Origin of the sequence: Corynebacterium provencense (assembly GCA_900049755.1) — a bacterium.
GTDB classification, from domain to species: Bacteria; Actinomycetota; Actinomycetes; order Mycobacteriales; family Mycobacteriaceae; genus Corynebacterium; species Corynebacterium neomassiliense.
This window is the reverse complement of the sequence record LT160593.1, coordinates 1,329,079-1,350,551: the sequence shown is the minus strand read 5'-3', so window position 1 is coordinate 1,350,551 and position 21,473 is coordinate 1,329,079. Positions and strand designations below refer to the sequence as shown.

At 67.1% G+C, this 21,473-nt stretch carries 17 protein-coding genes and 1 pseudogene; 16 read left to right on the top strand and 2 right to left on the bottom strand.

The features are described from left to right. Positions 1-48 precede the first annotated feature (48 nt). The 8 genes from BN3906_RS12485 (at position 49) to murC (ending at position 11,928) form a co-directional block, all read left to right on the top strand. A complete protein-coding gene (locus tag BN3906_RS12485) occupies positions 49-1,929 on the top strand; it encodes a peptidoglycan D,D-transpeptidase FtsI family protein (protein ID WP_261797016.1) in 1,881 nt (626 codons plus the stop codon). Continuing rightward, positions 1,926-3,653: a Mur ligase family protein gene (locus BN3906_RS12480; RefSeq protein WP_066588990.1), complete on the top strand. Its 1,728-nt coding sequence runs from the start codon at positions 1,926-1,928 to the stop codon at positions 3,651-3,653. The genes BN3906_RS12485 and BN3906_RS12480 overlap by 4 nt, the downstream gene beginning before the upstream one ends. Continuing rightward, positions 3,650-5,308: a UDP-N-acetylmuramoyl-tripeptide--D-alanyl-D-alanine ligase gene (locus BN3906_RS12475; protein ID WP_078057433.1), complete on the top strand. Its 1,659-nt coding sequence runs from the start codon at positions 3,650-3,652 to the stop codon at positions 5,306-5,308. Before BN3906_RS12480 ends, BN3906_RS12475 begins: the two co-directional genes overlap by 4 nt. A gap of 12 nt (positions 5,309-5,320) precedes the next feature. Further along, positions 5,321-6,421, top strand: a complete 1,101-nt coding sequence (mraY, locus tag BN3906_RS12470) for a phospho-N-acetylmuramoyl-pentapeptide-transferase (RefSeq protein WP_066588985.1) — start codon at positions 5,321-5,323, stop codon at positions 6,419-6,421. 9 nt (positions 6,422-6,430) lie between these two features. Continuing rightward, entirely contained in the window at positions 6,431-7,447 is a 1,017-nt protein-coding gene (locus tag BN3906_RS12465; protein ID WP_261797015.1) for a Mur ligase family protein, read from the top strand. Positions 7,448-7,566: 119 nt separating this feature from the next. Further along, entirely contained in the window at positions 7,567-9,195 is a 1,629-nt protein-coding gene (locus BN3906_RS12460; RefSeq protein ID WP_066588982.1) for an FtsW/RodA/SpoVE family cell cycle protein, read from the top strand. Then, positions 9,162-10,301 (top strand): undecaprenyldiphospho-muramoylpentapeptide beta-N-acetylglucosaminyltransferase, encoded by a 1,140-nt coding sequence (murG, locus tag BN3906_RS12455; RefSeq protein WP_390620353.1) that lies wholly within the window; start codon positions 9,162-9,164, stop codon positions 10,299-10,301. The genes BN3906_RS12460 and murG overlap by 34 nt, the downstream gene beginning before the upstream one ends. A 136-nt stretch (positions 10,302-10,437) precedes the next feature. Beyond that, positions 10,438-11,928: a UDP-N-acetylmuramate--L-alanine ligase gene (murC, locus tag BN3906_RS12450; RefSeq protein WP_066588978.1), complete on the top strand. Its 1,491-nt coding sequence runs from the start codon at positions 10,438-10,440 to the stop codon at positions 11,926-11,928. On the opposite strand, the gene BN3906_RS14620 is transcribed toward murC, so the two are convergent. Together BN3906_RS14620 and BN3906_RS12445 are read right to left on the bottom strand one after the other, a co-directional pair. Beyond that, positions 11,912-12,097 carry a hypothetical protein gene (locus tag BN3906_RS14620; RefSeq protein ID WP_147592973.1) on the bottom strand — a complete coding sequence of 62 codons (186 nt, stop codon included), beginning with the start codon at positions 12,095-12,097 and terminating at the stop codon, positions 11,912-11,914. The two genes, murC and BN3906_RS14620, sit on opposite strands and share 17 nt — an antisense overlap. A gap of 89 nt (positions 12,098-12,186) precedes the next feature. Beyond that, positions 12,187-12,489: a cell division protein FtsQ/DivIB gene (locus BN3906_RS12445; protein WP_261797014.1), complete on the bottom strand. Its 303-nt coding sequence runs from the start codon at positions 12,487-12,489 to the stop codon at positions 12,187-12,189. Between the two features lie 54 nt (positions 12,490-12,543). Here BN3906_RS12445 and BN3906_RS12440 point away from each other — a divergent pair, with 54 nt between their 5' ends. The 8 genes and pseudogenes from BN3906_RS12440 (at position 12,544) to ileS (ending at position 21,449) form a co-directional block, all read left to right on the top strand. Next, positions 12,544-13,161 carry a cell division protein FtsQ/DivIB gene (locus BN3906_RS12440; RefSeq protein WP_261797013.1) on the top strand — a complete coding sequence of 206 codons (618 nt, stop codon included), beginning with the start codon at positions 12,544-12,546 and terminating at the stop codon, positions 13,159-13,161. 186 nt (positions 13,162-13,347) lie between these two features. After that, complete coding sequence (ftsZ, locus tag BN3906_RS12435) at positions 13,348-14,607, top strand: cell division protein FtsZ (RefSeq protein WP_066588975.1); 1,260 nt, start codon at positions 13,348-13,350, stop codon at positions 14,605-14,607. Then, positions 14,585-15,352, top strand: a complete 768-nt coding sequence (gene pgeF, locus BN3906_RS12430; protein ID WP_066588972.1) for a peptidoglycan editing factor PgeF — start codon at positions 14,585-14,587, stop codon at positions 15,350-15,352. Before ftsZ ends, pgeF begins: the two co-directional genes overlap by 23 nt. Positions 15,353-15,402: 50 nt before the next feature. Continuing rightward, positions 15,403-15,954 carry a cell division protein SepF gene (locus BN3906_RS12425; RefSeq protein ID WP_130839087.1) on the top strand — a complete coding sequence of 184 codons (552 nt, stop codon included), beginning with the start codon at positions 15,403-15,405 and terminating at the stop codon, positions 15,952-15,954. Between the two features lie 5 nt (positions 15,955-15,959). Continuing rightward, positions 15,960-16,259, top strand: coding sequence for a YggT family protein (locus tag BN3906_RS12420; RefSeq protein ID WP_066588961.1), 300 nt, complete (start codon positions 15,960-15,962; stop codon positions 16,257-16,259). A 424-nt stretch (positions 16,260-16,683) separates the two neighbouring features. Then, positions 16,684-17,764 (top strand): annotated as a pseudogene (locus BN3906_RS12415) (DivIVA domain-containing protein). A 21-nt stretch (positions 17,765-17,785) separates the two neighbouring features. Further along, positions 17,786-17,944 (top strand): hypothetical protein, encoded by a 159-nt coding sequence (locus BN3906_RS14860; RefSeq protein WP_174217110.1) that lies wholly within the window; start codon positions 17,786-17,788, stop codon positions 17,942-17,944. A gap of 289 nt (positions 17,945-18,233) precedes the next feature. Then, complete coding sequence (gene ileS / locus BN3906_RS12410; protein ID WP_066588959.1) at positions 18,234-21,449, top strand: isoleucine--tRNA ligase; 3,216 nt, start codon at positions 18,234-18,236, stop codon at positions 21,447-21,449. Positions 21,450-21,473: the final 24 nt, after the last annotated feature.

Below are 21,473 nucleotides of genomic sequence, written 5' to 3'. Positions count from 1 at the left end.
CGTACCTTGGAACCGGACCGGAAGCCCCGGCGCACCAGTGACCGCGGTGTGCCCGGAAACTCCTGGCGGACACTGGACATCAGCCCCGCACGTTTCCAGTCACGGGGGACGATCGTCGTGGTCACGGTCATGGTTCTCGCAGTGGTCCTTCTTCTGCGACTGCTGCAGATCCAGGTGTTTTCCACGGACACACTCGCCAGCAGTGCTGCCGAGCAGAGGGCCCGCCCCGTCACCCTGTACGCCGGGCGCGGCGACATTGTCGACCGGGACGGCCGCGACCTGGCCTACACGATGAAGGCGTCCATGATCGTCGCACACCCCGCAGAGCTTCCGACCTACATGGAGGACAGGTACCGCCTGTCGCCCAGGACACCGGAGAATCCCGACGGGGCGCTTCCCCCGGACCAGCAGCTCGAGGAGATCATCACCGAACTGCCGAAGATGCTGCAGGGAGATTCCTCGGCCGTCCAGGCCACGGACCTGCGCAAGGCCCTCACCTCGGACGAGCGTTACACCCGCCTCGTGCTCAACGTGGACCCTGATGTCGCCGAGAAGATCACCACCCGGTTCCCGGAGCTGTCGGCAGACCCCCAGGACATCCGCCAGTACCCCAACGGGGCGGTGGCGGCGAACATCGTCGGCAAGTACGGGTGGGTCGGCGACGGAGTCGAAGGCGGCCAGTACGGGCTCGAGCTGTCCCAGGACGCCCGGCTGCAGGGTCGGAACGGGTCCTACCTGGCGGACTTCGGTGACGGGGCAGTCATCCCCGGCACCCGACGCGATGAACACCCTGCCGTCGACGGGGACTCCTTCCAGCTGACGATCGACATTGACGCCCAGGCGTACGTGCAGCAGCAGGTCCAGCAGGCCAAGGACAGGTCGGGAGCGGAGAACGCCTCTGCGGTCGTCCTGGACGCGAAGACAGGCGAAGTCATCGCCATGGCCACCTCGGACACCATCAACCCGATGGGGGATCTCGAGGAACAGGTCACCGAGGGAAAGGAGTTCACCAACCGGGTTGTCGAGTCCGCTTTCGAACCCGGTTCCGTCGCCAAGGTCATGACGGCTGCCGCCGCCATCGAGGAAGGAAAGACGACTCCCGACGAGGTGCTGCAGGTTCCCGGTTCCATCGACATGTCCGGCGTCACCGTGAAGGACGCCTGGGACCACGGTGTGGTCCCCTACACCACCACCGGAGTGTTCGGGAAGTCCTCGAATGTGGGGACACTGATGCTCGCCCAGCGGGTGGGGGAGGAGAAGTTCGCCGACTACCTCCAGAAGTTCGGCATCGGGCAGGCGACCGACCTCGGACTTCCCGCAGAGACGGCGGGCTACGTCCCTGACCTTTCACAGTGGTCCGGCGGGACTTTCGCCAACCTGCCGATCGGACAGGGAATGTCGATGAGCCTGCTCCAGATGACGAGCATCTACCAGGCGATCGCCAACGACGGCGTGCGGGTGACTCCCTCACTGATCAGGCAGGTGACCACGGCTGACGGTACAGAACTCCCCGCGGAGCAGCGGAAGGAGACCAGGGTCGTGTCCCCGGCGACCGCCCGTTCTGTCGTGGACATGTTCCGGGCCGTGAACCAGAGTGACCCGACCGGGGTACAGCAGGGAACCGCCCCCAGCGCGGGCATCGAGGGCTACCAGACAGCAGGAAAGACCGGCACCGCCCAGCAGATCGATCCGGAGACGAAGGCGTACTCCAACTCGAACTACTGGATCACCTACGCCGGCATCGCCCCCGCCGACGACCCCCGGTTCGTCGTCGGGATCATGCTCGACAACCCCAGGCGCAGCTCGGACGGCAGCGGTGGTCAGTCCGCGGCACCGCTGTTCCACGACATCGGGTCCTGGATGCTGGACCACTACAATGTGCCGCTGTCCGCTACCGCGGCACCCCGACTCATCCTGGAGGCACAGTGACGGACAGTTACCCCACACCGACACTCGGAAGGCTGGCAGAGCTCACCGGGGGACGCCTGGTGCATCCCGACGGGACCCCGGTCACCGGGGAGGACACCCGGCAGACAGTGACCACGGCGGCGATTGACGCCCGTGACGTCCCCACCGGCGGAATGTTCATGGCAGTGCCCGGCACACGGGATCACGGTGCCCGCTTCGCCTCCCAGTCGGCGGGGAACAGTGTCCTCACCGACGCGGAGGGACTCGGCGTCCTCAGGGACCGGGGGTCAGGCACAGTGACACTGGTCGTCGACGACTGCCGTCGCTGGCTGGGACCGGTGGCCGCGGAGATCCACGGTCACCCTTCCCGGTCCATGACGGTCATCGGGGTCACCGGCACCAGCGGCAAGACGACGACGACGTACATGATGGAGAGTGCGCTGCTGGACCACCGGCAGGTCGGACTCATCGGAACCACCGGTACACGTATCAACGGCCGGAGCATTCCGACGTCACTCACCACACCCGAAGCTCCCACACTGCAGGCACTGTTCGCACGCATGCGTGACGAGGGCGTGACCCACGTGGTCATGGAGGTCTCCTCCCACGCACTCGTCCTCGGGCGGGTCAGGGGCGTCGACTTCGATGTCGCCGTGTTCACCAACCTGTCGCAGGACCACCTCGACTTCCACCCGACGATGGAGGACTACTTCCGGGCGAAGGCGATGCTGTTCACCGAGCCCCAGGACCCGGCGGGACACCTGCCCACCCCGGTCGTCTGTGTCGACGACAGGTGGGGCCGGCGCCTGGCGGACCAGCTCAGCGCAACTCCGGGGCCTGCCGGCTCCACTTCCGGAACACCGGCCGGAGAACCCGCCGGAGGTCCTGTCACCGTCTCCACGGACGGCGGGAACGCCGACTGGAGGGTCGACGGTATCAGTATCGGCGTCGACGGTACCCAGCACGTGGAGGTGACTCATGCCGGTGACACCACGCTTGCCTTCGACCTGTCCGTCCCCGGTGCCTTCAATGTCGCGAACGCCACCCTCGCCCTGGCGGGACTGGTTGCGGCCGGGGAGGACGCTTCGATCGCCCGGAGGTTGGCTGACGTACAGGTTCCCGGGAGGATGCAGAGAGTCACGGGGCACCGCGGCCACGGTTTCCTGGCCCTGGTGGACTACGCGCACAAACCGGGCGCCGTCACGGCGGTGCTGGAGACACTGAACGGCCAGCTGGACCGGGCTGCGGTCGTCACCGGCGCGTCCCCGGGTGACGACGGTTCACCGACCCGGGAGCGGGTGCGTGGCAGCCGGGGACGCCTGGGAATCGTCATCGGGGCCGGCGGAAACCGTGACCATGAGAAGCGACCGAAGATGGGTGCCGCAGCAGCACTCGGTGCAGACCTGGTCATCGTCACCGACGACAACCCGCGGGACGAGGATCCCGCGACCATCCGCGCCGCGGTACTCGCCGGTGCGGAGGAGGCTGCAGAGCAGCTGGACATCTCGCGCCGGCCCGACATCCGGGAGATCGGTGACCGTGCCGAGGCCATCCGGGCGGCCGTGCGGTGGGCACACCCCGGTGATGTCGTTGTGGTCGCGGGGAAAGGCCACGAGACCGGTCAGATCATCGGTGACCGGGTCCTCGAGTTCGATGACCGGACAGTTCTCGCCGCCGCACTTGACGATCTGTCCGACACAACACCTGACACACTTTCCGGTGACGATGAGGAGCCTGACGCATGATCGAGATGACAGCAGCCGAGATCGCGACCGTGACGGGTGGCGAACTTGTCGACGGAGCGGAACCGGGGACGCCGGTGACGGGACCGGTGGAGTTCGACTCCCGTCGTGTCACACCGGGTTCCGTGTACATGGCCCTGCCCGGGGCCAGGGTCGACGGACACGACTTCATTCCCTCGGCCCTGCAGGCGGGGGCCGCCCTCGTCTTCGAAGGCCGCCCTACCGGAAGTCCCGCTCTGCTGTGCCCTGAGGTCGACGACGAGCCCGGGACCCAGCGCAACTCCTCCTACCTTGAGCACGACCCTGACGGACTGGGTGAACGGGTGGTGGCCGCAGTGTCCCGTCTCGCCCGTCACAACACGGACGTCCTCGTCTCGGACAACGGACTCACCGTGGTCGGAGTGACGGGTTCAGCCGGAAAGACCTCCACGAAGGACCTTCTCGGCGCTGTGCTGTCGGCGGCGGGGGAGACTGTCGCGCCCCCCGGCAGCCTGAACAACGAGATCGGTCACCCCTACACCGTGCTCAAGGCGGGACGGTCGACCAGGTACCTGGTCGCCGAGATGTCCGCCCGGGGCAGGGGGCATATCGCCCACCTTGCCCGCATCGCACCCCCACGTATCGGGGTCGTGCTCAACGTCGGCACCGCACACCTCGGCGAGTTCGGTTCCCGCGAGGGGATCGCCCGGGCGAAGGGGGAGCTCGTGGAGGCCCTTCCCACCGCCGACAGAGGCGGAATCGCCGTCCTCAACGCCGACGACGACCTCGTCTCCGGCATGGCCTCCCGTACCACCGCGCGGATCGTCCGCTTCTCCGCCGACCAGGGAGCTGACGGGGACGCCGACTACCGTGCATCACAGGTGACGCTCGACGACATGGCCAGGGCATCTTTTCTGCTGCACCATCCCAAGGGAGATCCGGTGCGGGTCAGCCTCGGGGTCTTCGGCGCCCACAATGTGGGCAATGCCCTGGCAGCCGCAGCAGTGGGTATCGAGTGCGGACTTGACCCGGCCGTGGTCGCGGCGTCCCTCACCGGTCACACCGCCGACAGTGTCAACCGGATGGACGTGTGGACCAGGAATGACGGCGTCACCGTCATCAACGACTCCTACAACGCCAACCCGGACTCCGTGCGCGCCGGCGTCGACGCCCTGGTCCAGACGGCCTCCCGAAGGGGACGGGCGCGGTCCTGGGCGGTCCTCGGTCACATGGCCGAACTGGGTGACGACACCGTACGCGCCCACTCGGCGACGGGTGACTATCTCGCCGACCATGGGGTGTCCAGGGTCGTCGTGGTCGGGGATGGCCCCGGTCAGCGGGCGTTGGCCGGGGCGGCACAGGGCCGTGGGCTGTGGACGCGAACCGTACCCGACGTCACCGCCGCCGTGGAACTGCTCACCGGTGCCGACTCCGGAGTACACCCCGGGGATGTGGTCCTGGTCAAGGCGTCCTATTCTGACGGTCTGTGGCGGGTGTCCCAGGGTCTCGACCGGGGACTCCCGCAGACTCTCCCGGAACGTGGCCCGGAACGTGGTCCGGTACGTGGTCCGGACCCGGTTCCTGTACCGGGGGCGGAGGCCACAGGCAGAACCACGATCGAGACCCCCGACAAGACCTCCACCGAGACCTCCACCGAGACCCCCACCCAGACAAGGTAACCGGCACATCCCATGATGCAGATCATCATCGCGGCGGCAGTATCCTTCTTCGTCGCCATCTTCCTCACACCGGTTCTGATCCGACGGTTCTCCGCGGAGGGGCTCGGCCAGGAGATCCGTGAAGAGGGACCGAAATCACACCTCCGCAAACGCGGCACCCCGACCATGGGCGGTATCGCCATCCTCGCCGGAATCACCGTCGGCTACCTGGCGGCGGTCCTCGTGGGAGTGGCGACCAACGGTACAGGACCCGGAGTGTCCGGCTGGCTGGTACTCGGACTCACCCTGTCACTCGGCGCGGTAGGTTTCGCCGACGACTACATCAAACTGGTCATGGGGAGGAACCTGGGTCTGAACGCCCGGGCGAAGCTGGCGCTGCAGCTGGTGATAGCGGTCGTCTTCGGCGTCCTGGTGCTCCAGTTCCCGAACTCCGCCGATCTCACACCGGCGTCGACCAAACTGTCTTTCATCCGTGACATGAACACCTTCGACCTGAAGATCGGCGGCGCCGTCATCGGGATGCTGATCTTCCTGCTGTTCATCTACCTGGTGATCTCAGCCTGGTCGAACGCCGTCAACCTCACCGACGGGCTCGACGGGCTGGCAGCCGGGGTGACCGCCCTGGTGATGTCCGCCTACGTGGTGATGACCTTCTGGCAGTTCCGCAACTCCTGCTCCGCGGCGGCGTCAGTCAACTGCTATGCGGTTCGTGACCCCCTCGACCTCGCGCTTCTCTCGGCCGCCGGTCTCGGTGGCTGTCTCGGGTTCCTCTGGTGGAATGCGGCTCCGGCGAAGATCTTCATGGGGGACACCGGTTCGCTGGCGCTCGGCGGACTTGTCGCCGGCCTGTCGGTGACCTCCCGGACAGAGCTGCTGATGATCTTCGTGGGCCTGCTCTTCGTCATGGAGGCCGCCAGTGTCGTCATCCAGGTGGTCTCCTTCAAGACCACCGGACGACGGGTGTTCAGGATGGCACCCTTCCACCACCACTTCGAGCAGGGAGGATGGGCGGAGACTACTGTCGTCGTCAGATTCTGGCTGCTCTCCGCACTCTTCGCCATGGGCGGGGTCGCGCTGTTCTACAGCGAGTGGCTCCGCGGCGCCGGCCTCTAGGAGCACACAGTGACCACAGATCCCGCAGAAGTCGCAGGGGCCGCAGGACCCGCCACGGCAGCTTCCGGCACGGCAGTTTCCGGCACGGCAGAGACGACCCGGGCGCTCCGGTCCGGACGGGTACTGGTCGCTGGCGCAGGTGTCGCCGGGGCTGGCGCGGCCCGTATGCTGGCTGCACTGGACTGCACCGTCACCGTCGCCGACGACGCCGGGGACAGGGCGCGGACCCTCGCCGCACAGACCGGAGCGACACCGGTCGGTGTCACCGTTGCGCGGCAGTCACTGGAACAGTTCGACCTCGTGGTGACTTCACCGGGATGGAGGCCCGACACCCCCCTGCTGGTCGAGGCGGCCGACGCCGGAATCCCGGTCATCGGCGACGTCGAGGCCGCATGGCTGGCGGACCGGGCAGGATTCTTCGGTGAACCCCGGACCTGGCTGGCGGTGACGGGAACCAACGGCAAAACGACCACGACCGCCATGCTCGCCGCCGTTCTCGCCGAGGACGGCAGATCCGTCGCTGCGGTGGGGAACATCGGTACGCCCCCCGGCGACGCGCTCCTGGCTGACCCGCGTGTCGACGTCCTCGCCGCCGAAGTGTCGAGCTTCCAGCTCCACTGGGCGCCCGGATTTGCCCCGGACGCCGGGTGTGTGCTCAATCTCGCCGACGACCACCTCGACTGGCACGGCTCCTTCGCCGCCTACGCCTCCGACAAGGCACGGTGTCTGCGGGGAGCGAACCCAGTCCTCGCCGTCGACGAGCCTGCGGTGCTCGCCGCGGCAGGGGACGCCGGCGCCACCGTCCGTCCGCACCGAGCGGTCACCCTCGCCGACCCGACGGAGACGCCTGACCCTGACCGCACCGGGGCGACGGTGGTCACCGGCGTCCACGGTGGACGGATCGTGGAGTTCGACAGGGCCACCGGGACGGTCACCGACCTTGCCGCGGCGACCGGGATCTCCCCGGCCGGTCCCGCGGGTGTGTCGGACGCGGTCGCCGCTGCGGCACTGGCACGCNGTCTCTGAGACCGAGCTGAAGGAGGATGAGAGCCGGACACCGCCCCGGGCGGCAGGGACACCGTGATCGGCGACGGGCGAGACGGGCGACTCGGTCGAGACGGGAGATACCGGAGATGAGGTCCACGATGAGGAGTGACCGGACCACGGACATGCGGGGCGGCACGGGCGGTCAGGGGCGGCGTCCTGCCGGAACTGTCACCGCCCGCGGGACCTCCGAGGTGTCACCCTGGGCGGGCCTGCGGGAGAAGTGGCAGCGGTTGCTGGCGTCCCCCCAGCTCGACTACAAGGTGATTCTCCTGGTCACCGGCGTCCTCGTCGCCCTCGGCCTCATTGTCGCACTGTCGTCGTCCATGGTCTCCTCCCGCTCACAGGAGGGCGGGACGGTGTTCACCGAGTTCTTCAAGCAGGCCCGGATGGTCCTGGTCGGTCTGGTCGTGATGTGGGCGGCCCTGTGGATCCGCCCGGCGAAGGTCCGGGCCTGGGCACCGGTCCTCCTGTTCATCGCACTGCTGTTCCTGGTGCTCGTCCTGTTCATCGGTTCGGGTGACGAGATCGGCTCCAAGTCCTGGATATCTCTCGGTCCGCTGTCGTTCCAGCCGTCCGAGATAGCCAAGCTTGCGCTCGCGGTGTGGGGTTCAGCAGCCGTGGCGATGCACTCGCGGCGCAGTCCGACCGTCAGGGGTGGCCTGGGTGCCTTCCTCATCGTGTCCGGACTGGTCCTGGCACTGGTGCTGGCGCAGAAGGACCTGGGGATGATGTTCTCCCTCGCCCTCGTGATGCTGTCACTGCTGTTGTTCAGCGGCGTGGCGGGATCCGTGCTCGGGCTCATCGTCGGAGCGGTCGCGGTGCTCGGTGCGCTGTCCATCGCGGCGCTGAGCTACCGGTCCGACCGGATCAGCACCTGGCTGAGCGCGCTGCGTCTCCGGTTCGACGGGACCTCCGCCCAGGACGCCGCATTCCAGGCGAAACAGGGAATGTACTCCCTCGCTGACGGCGGGCTGACCGGTCAGGGTCTGGGCCAGTCCCGCGCCAAGTGGAACTACCTGCCCGAGGCGACCAACGACTTCGTCTTCGCCATCATCGGCGAGGAGCTCGGTCTCATCGGTGCCGGTGCGGTGATAGCACTGTTCGCGTTGCTCGGCTGGTTCGGTATCCGTACCGCCACGAAGCAGTCCGACCCCTTCCTCCGTCTGCTCGCCGCGACCCTCACCGCCGGAATCGTCGGCCAGGCCTTCTACAACATCGGGTATGTCGTCGGGCTTCTGCCGGTCACCGGTGTCCAGTTACCCCTGTTGTCGGCAGGGGGCACCTCGGCGGTGATCACCCTGGGTACCCTCGGTCTACTGGCCAACTGTGCCAGACATGAGCCGGAGACGGTTTCCTCGATGCAGCATGAGGGGCGTCCGTTCATCGACAGGCTGCTCATGCTGCGGGAACCCGATGTCCCCGACGCCGGTTCCGAACACCGTGAACAGGTCCGTCCCCGCCCCCGCAGGTACGGCACCCCGGTGACCCACCGTCCGGCGCCCCGGTCATCTGACCTGCGCGGAGATCCGGTGCTGCCGGGTGACCGGCCACGGTTCCGGCGCAGTACCGACAGCTACCGGGAGGGTCCGGACTCCGGCTACCCGGGTGACCTGGACCGACGGAGATCGGTCCGGTCGGAGCACCGGGCCGGTGCCCGGACAGAAGCCGGAGAAAACCCCGGAAGAAACCCCAGATCTGCCCAGCGCAGGAGGCGCTACAACCCGTGAACCAGTCACCTGAGACTCTGTCGGTCGTCCTCGCAGGAGGAGGCACCGCAGGACACATCGAGCCAGCTCTCGCCGTCGCCGAGGCACTGACCGCCCGCGATCCCGGGATCCGGGTCACTGCGCTGGGCACGGAACGCGGCCTGGAGACCAGACTGGTCCCGGCCCGTGGAGTGGCACTGTCACTCATCCCTCCGGTGCCGGTCCCGCGCAAGTTGGACAGGGCACTGTTCACCTTCCCGTTCCGGCTGGTCCGGGCTCTGCTGCGGACCCGTGCGACGTTAAAGGATCTGGACGCGGACGTGGTCGTCGGCTTCGGCGGCTATGTCTCCGGCCCCGCCTACCTGGCGGCGAAGTCCGCGGGGATTCCGGTGGTCATCCATGAGGCCAATGCCCGTTCCGGTCTGGCGAACCGCCTCGGTGCATTCCTCGGTGCCCGGGTACTCGCGGCGGTGCCCGGCTCGGGTCTGAAGGACGCGGAGGTCGTCGGCGTCCCGGTCCGCAGGTCGCTGCTGGAGCTGGACCGTCCTGCACTGCGGGCGGAGGCCCGGAAGTTCTTCGGGCTCGACCCCGACGCGCCTGTGCTTCTCGTCACCGGGGGCAGTCAGGGGGCGGCCTCGATCAACGACGCCGTGAGCGGGGCCGCCCGCACCCTGGGAGACGCCGGTATCGGCGTCCTCCACGCCTACGGGCGCAGGAACAGTGTCGAGGTGGAGCAGCAGGAGGGTGCGCCCGCCTATGTCGCGGTGCCGTACATCGACCGGATGGATCTCGCGCTCTCTGCGGCGGACATGGTCCTGTGCAGGGCCGGTGCCATGACCGTGGCGGAGATCTCGTCCTGCGGTCTGCCCGCGGTGTACGTCCCTCTTCCTCACGGCAACGGGGAGCAGGAGCTCAACGCCCGGCCGGTTGTCGAGGCCGGTGGCGGGGTGATCGTGCCGGATGCTGAACTGGACCCGGGCAGGGTTGTCCGGGAGGTGGTTCCACTGCTGCGGGACAGAGCCAGGCTCGATGCCGCAGGTGCCGCAGCCCGTGGTGCCGGTCACCGGGACGCCGCGGCCCGGATCGCCGAGGTTGTCGTCGAGACGGCGCGCCAAGCAGGCCGGTGATGACGGCGAGGGACACGGAGAAGGTGGCACCCGGGTACTGCTGGAGCGGCAGGGACGGCAGGGACGGCAGGGACGTCCGGGGCAGACGCCACGACCGAGCCGGAGAAACAGGGACCGGAGAACAGAAGGACTGAAAATGAGTGACGTCACAATCAGCTCGGCTGCACAGCTGCACCGGGTACACATGGTGGGAATCGGCGGTGCCGGGATGTCCGGCATCGCCCGGATACTCCTCGACCGTGGTGTGAAGGTCAGCGGTTCCGACATGAAGGAGTCCAGGGTGGTCCTGGCCCTGCGGGCTGCCGGGGCCCGGATCGAGGTCGGGCACCGGGCAGGGAACCTCACGCTCTCCGGTGGCACGCCGGACGCCGTGGTCACCTCGTTCGCGGCGATCCCCGAAGACAATCCGGAGCTGGTCGCGGCACGCGAGCAGGGTATTCCCCTGCTGCGCCGCAGTGATGTGCTGGCACTGCTCATGGTGGACCGGCGGGCGGTTCTCCTGGCAGGCACCCACGGCAAGACCTCGACGACCTCGATGACGGTCGTCGGGCTCCAGTCAGCCGGGCTGGACCCCTCCTTCGCGATCGGAGGCCAGCTCAACCGGGCGGGAACCAATGCCCATCACGGCACGGGGGACGTTTTCGTCGCGGAGGCCGATGAATCGGACGGGTCGTTCCTGTCGTATTCGCCGGAGGTCGCCGTGGTGACGAACATCGAGGCGGACCATCTCGACTTCTACGGGACCGAGGAGGCCTACCACCGGGTCTTCTCAGAGTTTGCCGGCCGCGTCGTGCCGGGCGGGGCCCTGGTGCTGTGCCTGGAGGACCCGGGGGCGGCAGCTCTCGCCGAGGGTGCTGTCGACGGGTCTGTCGAGCTTGCCGGGGGAGTCAGGGTCCTGGGGTACGGCACCCCGGAGGCTCTGGCGGCGCACCCCGGCGTCCCTGTCGGCGCAGAGATCCTGTCTTTTGCCGCTGATCCGGAGGGGGGGTCCCGTGCACGGGTACGTTTCGCGGGTCTGCCGGAGGCACCGGTGGAGACCGTCGTCGTGAGGACGCCGGGACGTCACATGCTGCTCAACGGGACTGCGGCAGTTCTGGCCGGCTGTCTTGTCGGCGCCGACCCTGACGGGATGACCGCAGGGGTGGCGGACTTCGACGGCGTGCGTCGCCGGTTCGAGTACCACGGCACCGCGGCGGGGGTGGAGGTCTACGACGACTACGCCCACCATCCCACCGAGGTCAGGGCTGTGATCACCGCGGCGAGGGAGAAGGTCGCGGCGAGGGCGGAGGCGACCGGGCGGTCCGGGCGTGTCATCGCGGTGTTCCAGCCCCATCTCTATTCGCGGACCATGAGGTTTGCGGGCGAGTTCGCCGGCGCACTGTCCCTGGCGGATGCTGCCGTGGTCCTCGACATCTACGGTGCCAGGGAGGATCCGGTCGAGGGCGTGGACAGCAGGATCATCACCGGGAGGATGACGGTTCCGGTCGTCTACGAACCACGTTTCAGTGACGTCCCCGACCGCGTCGCCGAGCTTGCCGGCCCGGGTGACCTGGTCCTGACCCTGGGGGCGGGTACGGTCACGATGCTGGCGGACGAGATCCTGCACCGTCTCAGTGAGCCCCGCTGAACATCGGCGGGGGAGTTTTCCGCACAGGCAGAGTCATTGACAGGGAGGTGAGCCGGGTGGGCAGGACGGACAGTACCGGTACAGGCAGGTCGGGGCAGACGCCCGCGTCTCCGGCGTCGGCGGGGCCGACGTCGGGGACGCGTGCGGGCAGGGCCCGGCTCTTATACACATCTGGGTGTGTATAAGAGAAAGGTCTGGGCCCGTCCCCCGCCCAGTGGGACTACCTGCCCGAGGCGACCAACGACTTCCGCTTTGCCCTCATTGGAGGTCGGGAGGGAGGCGCGTGGGGNCGTCGGTATCGACCACGACCGGGGTATCCCCGTCGTCGAGCACCCCGACCGGAGTGTGCTCGGTCACCGTGATCTTCACCGTCGTCGGCCATCCCCTCGACACAGTCACGGTCTTCACCCACGGAAGGACGGACACCGAGGATGCCGCGGCCCCGGTGTCGACCGTCACCATGCGGTCTCCCTCGGAGACACCCGACGCGGTACGGACCTCCCCGGGATCCTGGTTGACCGTCCCGGAGACCTCGACACTGCTGACGGTGAGAAACTGCACCGCAGCCGGTCCGGCCGTCGTCGGCGCCCTTCGCGGCTCACCGTGGTCCTGGGGGTGCTTCTTGTGCTCGTGGTGGCGGGAGCGGCTGTGGTGCAGTTTCTCACCGTCAGCAGTGTCGAGGTCTCCGGGACGGTCAACCAGGATCCCGGGGAGGTCCGTACCGCGTCGGGTGTCTCCGAGGGAGACCGCATGGTGACGGTCGACACCGGGGCCGCGGCATCCTCGGTGTCCGTCCTTCCGTGGGTGAAGACCGTGACTGTGTCGAGGGGATGGCCGACGACGGTGAAGATCACGGTGACCGAGCACACTCCGGTCGGGGTGCTCGACGACGGGGATACCCCGGTCGTGGTCGATACCGACGGTGTGCAGTTCCTCCGGGATGTCAGGCCGGACGGTCTCACCCCCATGAAGGTGGCGTCCTCGGATGATGCGGCGGTCAGGGCCGCGGCAGCGGTGCTCGCGGCACTTTCCCCGGAGGTGAAAGGTCAGGTGCGTGAGATCTCCGCTCCAGCGGCAGACAGCGTGACTCTCCGATTCGACGGGGACCGGGAGGTTTTCTGGGGTACGGCGGACCGGGCAGCGGAGAAGGCGGAGGCCACCCGGGTGGTGCTGACGCGTGACGGTGCGCGGTGGAATGTGTCGAATCCTGCACTGCCGTCGGTCCGGGGCTGACCCCGGTCCGGCGACTGCCGGGAATCAGACAGGCATCATGCCGGCCGTGCCCGCAACCCTCAACCTCACCTTGAGACATACGACACGCCACGGAAAATGTTCCGTGAATTTGCGGCGCCGTCCTCCAAGATTGGATGCACGAGCGACCGCCTTGAACAGCCGAAGAGCACAGGGAGAACATGCAACATGAGCGACTTTGACAACCACATCGCCAAGATCACCGTTGTCGGTGTGGGTGGCGGCGGCGTCAACGCCGTCAACCGCATGATCGAGGCGAATCTCCAGGGGGTGGAGTTCGTCGCGATCAACACGGACGCACAGGCGCTGATGTTCACTGACGCGGACGCCAAGCTCGACATCGGCCGGGACGAGACCCGTGGTCTGGGAGCGGGGGCGAATCCAGAGGTCGGGAAGAAGGCGGCGGAGGACAGCCGGGACCAGATAGAGGAAATGCTCGAGGGTTCCGACATGGTCTTCGTGACCTGCGGTGAGGGCGGCGGCACCGGAACCGGCGCAGCACCTGTGGTCGCCCAGGTCGCCAAGAAGCAGGGCGCGCTGACCGTCGGCATTGTGACCCGCCCGTTTAGCTTCGAGGGGCGTAAGCGGACCAAGCAGGCACTCGAGGGAATTGAGGCGCTCAAGGACGTCTGTGACACGCTCATCGTCATCCCCAATGACAGTCTCCTGAAGTCAAGTGATCCTGACCTGCAGCTCATGGAGGCGTTCCGGCTCGCGGACGAGGTGCTCCACTCCGGTGTCGAGGGAATCACGAAGCTGATCACCACCCCGGGCATGATCAACGTCGACTTCGCCGACGTCCGCTCCGTCATGACCGACGCAGGGTCTGCGCTGATGGGCGTCGGTGTCGCCCGCGGTGAGAACCGTGCCAAGGAAGCGGCCCAGGCGGCGATCAATTCTCCGTTGCTCGAATCCACGATGGAGGGGGCGACGGGGGTCCTGCTGTCCTTCGCCGGTGGAGGAGATCTCGGACTGTTCGAGGTCAACGAAGCGGCGTCGCTGGTGGAGAGCCTTGCCGACGAGGACGCCAACATCATCTTCGGCACCATCGTGGATGACTCGCTCGGTGACGAGGTCAGGGTCACCGTGATCGCCACAGGTTTCGACGATTCGGCGAATGTCGCGGCCGTTCCCAGCCGGGGTGCGCACCGTGCTCCGGAACCCGTTCCCGCCGAGCAGACCGTCGAGCAGCCGTCCGTGCCTTCCGCGGCTGAGCCCCCCTCAGCGGACCGTCAGGCCGCCCCCACCCCCTCCTACCAGGGAATTTTCGGTGAGGATGCCGCTCCCAGACGTGCCCGTCCGGTCCGCGACCTTCCCCAGGATTCCCGTACCGGCGCCCGCGACGGGCTGTTCACCAGCTCGCGCGAGGAGTCCCGGGACCGTCGGCGTGAGGAGGACGACGACCTTGAGCTCCCCGACTTCTTCTGATCCGACCCCTGCGCAGTCAGCCACCACCCGACGTGTGCGCAAGGTCGTGACCGACCGTAACGGCGGCGTCTCCGTCGGCCCCTACGGGTCCTTCAATCTCGGGGACCATGTCGGGGACGACCCCGACGCAGTCGCGGCCAACCGGGCACGGCTGGCGGGGCTGCTCGGTCTTCCGGCGGAGCACATGGTCTACATGGAGCAGATCCATTCCCCGAACGTCACCGTTGTGACAGGGGAACTCCTGGACGAGCTTCGTGGAGCTCCCGTGGAGACCACCGACGCCCTGGTGACCACCCTGCCTGAGGTCGCGCTCGTCGTACTCACCGCTGACTGTGTGCCGGTGCTGCTCTCCGACGGGGAGGCGGGGATCGTCGCCGCGGTCCACGCCGGTCGTGTCGGCGCCCGCAACGGCATCGTGGCGCGGACGGTGGAGAAGATGGTGGAGCTCGGGGCGTCCCCGGCGAGAATCCATGCTCTGCTGGGGGCGGCCGCAGCAGGTGAGGACTACGAGGTTCCGGCGGCGATGGCGGCGGACGTGGAGTCGCGACTCCCCGGCTCCCGGACCACGACCCGGACCGGCACCCCCGGGCTGGACATCCGGGCCGGAATCACCCGGCAGCTGCTGGGGCTCGGTGTGCGCTCGATCGACGCCGATCCGCGCAGCACGGTCAGCGAACCCTCGTTCTTCTCCTACCGCAGGGAGGGGACCACCGGACGGCAGGCCTCGGTGGTCTGGATGTCCTGACACCGGTATCTTTGAGCCGGGACCGAAGAGCAACGAAAGTGAGAGAGACCATGGCAGAGGGATTCATCGAGAAGACCAAGGACTTCTTCGGTTTCGGTGCCGTCGAGAGCTACGATGACGCCGCCTACGACCGGGACGAGTTCAACGACTACCGGGCGGACGACGACCGCCGGACCGGTGGTGAAACGGCCACCGGGCGTCACAGTCACAGTCGTTACGCCGCGGACAACCCCGTCGACCGCCGGTCGACCGCAGTCCCGCCGGTCGAGGACCGTCGCCCCTCCTCCTACAGCCGCCCGGCGGTGGAGAGGGAGCCGGAACTGGTCGTCGTGAGCGTCGACTCCTACCGGGACGCAGGCAAGGTGACCCCCGAGGCCAGGCGTGGTGACATCGTCGCCTTCAACCTGGGAAACCTTGACAAGGCTGACGGCAACCGATTCCTCGCTTTCGTCATGGGGGTCGCGTCCGCTCTCGACGCCCGGGTCGAGAAACTTGACGGTGTGCGCAACTTCGTCCTGCTGCCCGAGGGCACCCGTCTGACCATGGACATCCGGGACGCCCTGTCCGCGCGACTGTCCGGGCGACTGTCCGGGGAGCGGTAGCACCCGTGGCAACTGCGCTCTACGTTGTCGCCCTGGTCCTGCGTGTCTACTGGTTCGTTCTCCTCGGCCGGGTGATCATCGAGATGATCCGTTCGTTCTCCCGCCGGTGGTCCCCACCCCGGTGGTTCGCGGTGGCCGCCGAGCCGCTGTTCGTCCTCACCGACATCGCGGTCAAGCCTCTGCGCAGGCTGATCCCGCCGCTCCGGCTCGGGGGAGTGGCACTGGACATTTCGGTGCTGGTGCTCTTCTTCGGACTGTCCCTGTTGAGCACCATCGTGCTGTCGGTCGCCAGCGGTGTCGGCTGAGGACCCGGGCTTCACCGCCCCGAAACGCCTGTGTCCGTTGTGCGGAAGACTTTCGGCAGTTACACTTGACGGGTCTTCGTGGCACTGAGTCCACGGAGATGTCGTGTGTAGTGACTGAGACCGTCGTCTCGTCCGGAATGTGGGTCTGGGCGGGTCGGCGGTCTCTTCACGCTCCGGGTACAGGGGCAGATGCGGGAGAAGTGGCGCCGGGGGAGCAGCGGGGCCGGCAAGGTAACTGCCCGACACCGGGGTGCAGGATGTTGCTGCTGTTGCCCATGAGGTTGAAGTTGCGGTATAACTTTGCTGATAGATTGCACTTGAGGTTGAGTTTGAAACTCTCGTTTGCGGTCCCTGCTAGGATCTGACCTGAAGTGGCACTGGTGACATCCAGTGGTACATACACCGACTGTGAAGGGAACTACCGATGCCGTTGACTCCCGCTGACGTTCACAACGTGGCCTTCAGCAAGCCGCCGATCGGCAAGCGAGGCTACAACGAGGACGAGGTTGACCAGTTCCTCGATCTCGTCGAGGACACGCTGGCTGAGCTTGAGGACGAGAAGGAAGAGCTCCGGGCGAGGCTCGAGTCCGGCGCAGCTGCCCCGGCCACCGGTGCCGCGCCTGCCGTCGACCTGTCTCTTTTTCACATCTAGGTGTGTTTCAGAGACAGGTCTAGGTGCCGCACTCGACCGGGCCACCGCCGCCGCCCGTGCCGCTGAAGAGGCGAAGAACCGTGCCGAGGCACGGGTGAAGGAACTTGAGCAGGAGCTCAAGAACGCCCAGATCGCCGTCCGCACCGCCGAGGACCGCGCCACCAAGGCGGAGCACGTCGCAGCAGAGGCAGAGAAGAAGGCGGCCGCGGCCACCGTCGCCCCGGCGTCCTCCACCCCCCAGCAGGTGGCTTCGACCGGGAGCACCAGCTCCTCCGCAGCGGAGAACTCCATGCAGGCCGCACGCGTTCTGGCGCTGGCACAGGAGACCGCCGACCGTCTCACAGGGGACGCCAGGCAGGAATCCCAGACCATGCTGGAGGAGGCCCGCGCCGAGGCGAAGAAGACACTCGACTCCGCGAACACCACCTCCCGCAACCAGCTCGCGGACGCCAAGCAGCGTGCCGAGACCCAGCTGACCGAGGCCAGGCAGACCTCCGAGAAGCTTGTCGCCGACGCCCGCCAGAAGGCGGACACCCTCGTCGCCGACGCCCGCCAGAAGTCGGACACCATGCTCGCCGACGCCACCGCCCAGTCCGAGGCCCAGGTCCGTGCAGCGCAGGAGAAGGCTAACGCCCTGGAGCAGGACGCCGAGCGCAAGCACTCCGAGATCATGGCGACGATCAAGAAGCAGCAGACCACCCTTGAGGCGCGGATCGACGAACTCCGCACCTACGAGCGTGAGTACCGCACCCGCCTGAAGACCTTCCTCGAATCCCAGCTCGAGGAACTCAACAGCCGCAGCACTGCCGCTCCCTCGGGCAACGGCAACATCGGTTTCAACGGCGGCAAGTAGCCCGGGACGGTCTGACCCGACATGCTCGCACTCGCGCTCGTACTGTCCCTCATAGGGTTCATCGCACTGCTGGTGGCCCTGTATCTGGGGTCAGTGCTGTGGGCGTGGGTGTGCGTCGGAATCGCAGCAGCAGGGATCATCCTCTTCGTCACTGACCTGGTCGTGTCGAAGAGAAGATAGGGGTCTATACTTGACCCGCAGTGGACCCCGTACCGCCGTACGGGGTCGTCACGTGCAGTGATCCGGCCATCACCGGGGAGCACTTCCGGAAGAAAAGGACACCGCCGACCGTCACCGGTCGCCCGGTGTCCCCGGTAGAACCGGACGGGCGCGCGGCACGATACGCCGCAAGAGGAGTGGACCACTCCGGAACCGGCGGTCGGGGTGGTCAAGCGGGGTGGTACCGCGTGACCGGTCGACGGGAGCGTCCCCGCGGACTTGAGACGTATCAACCTTCAAGGAGTCCGCGATGACCACCCCAGCCGGCGGCGCATACCCCCGCACCGACATGACCGACGGGTCCAGTTCCTTCCCCGTGATGGAGGAGAACGTCCTGAAGTACTGGGAGGAGGACGGGACCTTCCGCGCCTCCCTGCAGAACCGGGACGGTGCTCCGGAGTACATCTTCTACGACGGGCCGCCCTTCGCCAACGGACTGCCGCACTACGGTCACCTCCTCACCGGGTACGTGAAGGACATCGTGCCGCGCTACAAGACCATGCGCGGTTACAAGGTTCCCCGGGTCTTCGGCTGGGACACCCACGGCCTTCCCGCCGAGCTTGAGGCGGAGAAACAGCTGGGGATCAAGGACAAGGGCCAGATCGAGGAGATGGGCCTGGCGGCCTTCAACGACTACTGCGCGAAGTCGGTGCTGCGGTACGCCGGTGAGTGGAAGGACTACGTCACCCGGCAGGCCAGGTGGGTGGACTTCGAACACGGGTACAAGACCATGGACCTGACCTACATGGAGTCCGTGATCTGGGCCTTCAAGACCCTCTACGACAAGGGCCTCATCTACCAGGGATTCCGGGTGCTCCCGTACTCCTGGGCCGAGCACACACCCCTGTCCAACCAGGAGACACGCCTCGACGACTCCTACAAGATGCGCCAGGACCCGACACTCACCGTGACCTTCCCGGTGACCGGTGCCTTCCCCGGGACACCGGCCGTGGACACCGTGTCCGCGCACCCGGAACTCCTCGACGCTGCCGCTCTGGCCTGGACCACGACGCCGTGGACCCTGCCGTCGAACCTGGCGCTCGCCGTCAACCCCTCGGTGAACTACGTGCTGGTCAGTGTCTCCGACGACGGGGCGGACGCGATCGCGGGGAAGAAGGTGCTCCTCGCCGAGGACCTGCAGGGCAGCTACGCCAGAGAGCTGGGCGAGGACGCCACCGTCACCTCGACATTCACCGGTGCGCAGCTCGTCGGTCTGACCTATGAGCCGGTCTTCGGCTACTTCGCTGAGCGGGGTGACGCCCGGGTCCACGGTGAACACACCGCTTTCCGCGTCCTCGGTGCCGACTATGTCACCACCGAGGACGGCACGGGTATCGTCCACCAGGCCCCGGCCTTCGGTGAGGACGACATGGCCACCTGCCGGGAGGCGGGTATCGACCTGGTGATCCCGGTGGACATGGACGGCAGGTTCACCTCTCTGGTGCCCGACTACGAAGGCCAGCTGGTCTTCGACGCGAACAAGGACATCATCCGTGACCTCAAGGCGGCGGGAAGAGTTGTGCGTCACCAGACCATGGAGCACTCCTACCCGCACTCGTGGCGCTCCGGTCAGCCGCTGATCTACATGGCACTGCCCAGCTGGTTCGTCTCGGTGGCGAAGTTCCGGGACCGGATGGTCGAACTCAACCACAACGAGATCGAGTGGATCCCCGAGCACATCCGCGACGGGCAGTTCGGGAAGTGGCTGGAAGGTGCCAGAGACTGGAACATCTCCAGGTCCCGCTACTTCGGTTCTCCGATCCCCGTCTGGGTCTCCGACGACGACAACTACCCGCGTATCGATGTCTACGGCTCGTTGGACGAGCTGGAGGCAGATTTCGGCGTCCGTCCGACGAACCTCCACCGCCCCTACATAGACGAGCTCACCCGCCCGAATCCGGACGATCCGACAGGTCGTTCCACCATGCGTCGGGTACCCGACGTGCTCGACGTGTGGTTCGACTCCGGGTCGATGCCGTTCGCCCAGGTCCACTACCCCTTCGAGAACAAGGACTGGTTCGAGACCCACAGTCCGGCGGACTTCATCGTCGAGTACATCGGGCAGACCCGCGGCTGGTTCTACCTGCTCCACGTGCTGTCCACCGCGCTGTTCGACCGCCCTGCGTTCAAGAAGGTCGTCTCCCACGGCATCGTCCTGGGCGACGATGGTCTGAAGATGTCGAAGTCGAAAGGCAACTACCCCGACGTCAACGGGGTGTTCGACCGCGACGGTTCCGACGCCATGCGCTGGTTCCTCATGAGTTCCCCCATCCTGCGCGGGGGCAACCTCATCGTCACCGAGAAGGGCATCCGTGAGGGCGTCCGCCAGGCGATGCTTCCGATGTGGAACGCATACTCGTTCCTGCGCCTGTACGCGCACACTCCCGCGGAGAGGTCGACCTCCTCGACGAATGTGCTGGACCGCTACATCCTGGCGAAGCTCCACGACACCGTCACCGAAGTGACCGCCTCACTGGACGAGACGAACATCGCCGCCGCGACCGACGAGATCCGCCAGTTCTGTGACGCACTGACCAACTGGTATGTCCGTCGTTCCCGTGACCGGTTCTGGGCAGGGGACGGCGAGTACCCTGAGGCGTTCAACACGCTCTACACGGTTCTGGAGACCCTCTGCAGGATCGCCGCACCGCTGCTGCCCATGACCACCGAGGTGATCTGGAGGGGACTGACCGGGGAACGGTCGGTCCACCTGACCGACTGGCCGGACGCCGCGGAATTCCCGGCGGACCCGGATCTGGTCGCGGCCATGGACGAGGTCCGCAGTGTCTGTTCCGCGGCGTCCTCCCTGCGCAAGGCACACAAGCTGCGCAACCGTCTGCCGCTTCCGTCTCTGACGGTGGCCCTGCCGGGCTCGGGCAGACTCTCCGGATTCACCGGAATCATCGGTGACGAGGTGAATGTCAAGGAAGTTGTCCTGACCGATGACGTGAAGTCGGTGGGCAGATTCGAGGTGGTGGTCAACGCCCGCGTCGCCGGTCCACGTCTTGGCGGGGACGTCCAGAAGGCCATCAGAGCGGTGAAGGCGGGGGAGTACACCGTCAACCCCGACGGCACGGTGAGCGCCGGAGGGGTCACCCTCACCGACGGTGAGTTCTCCCGCCGGCTCGTCGCTGTCGACCCGGACCGTACCGCCGAAATCCCGGGCACCGAGGGACTGGTCGTGCTGGACATGACCCTGACCGAGGAACTGGAGTCGGAGGGGTGGGCCGCCGACCGTATCCGGGGGATCCAGGACGCCCGCCGGGCCGAGGACTTCGATGTCTCCGATCGCATCAGCCTGGTCCTGTCTGTCCCGGCCGAGCGCCGGGGGTGGGCTGAAGAACACATTGACACAGTTGCCCGGGAAGTTCTCGCCACTTCCGCTAAGGTCATCACCGGCGAAGTGCTCACCCATGACACCGGTGACGGTTGCACTGTCGACGTGACCCGGGTCTCCGGGGTCTGACGGGTACCAGCCTTCCCGGACAAT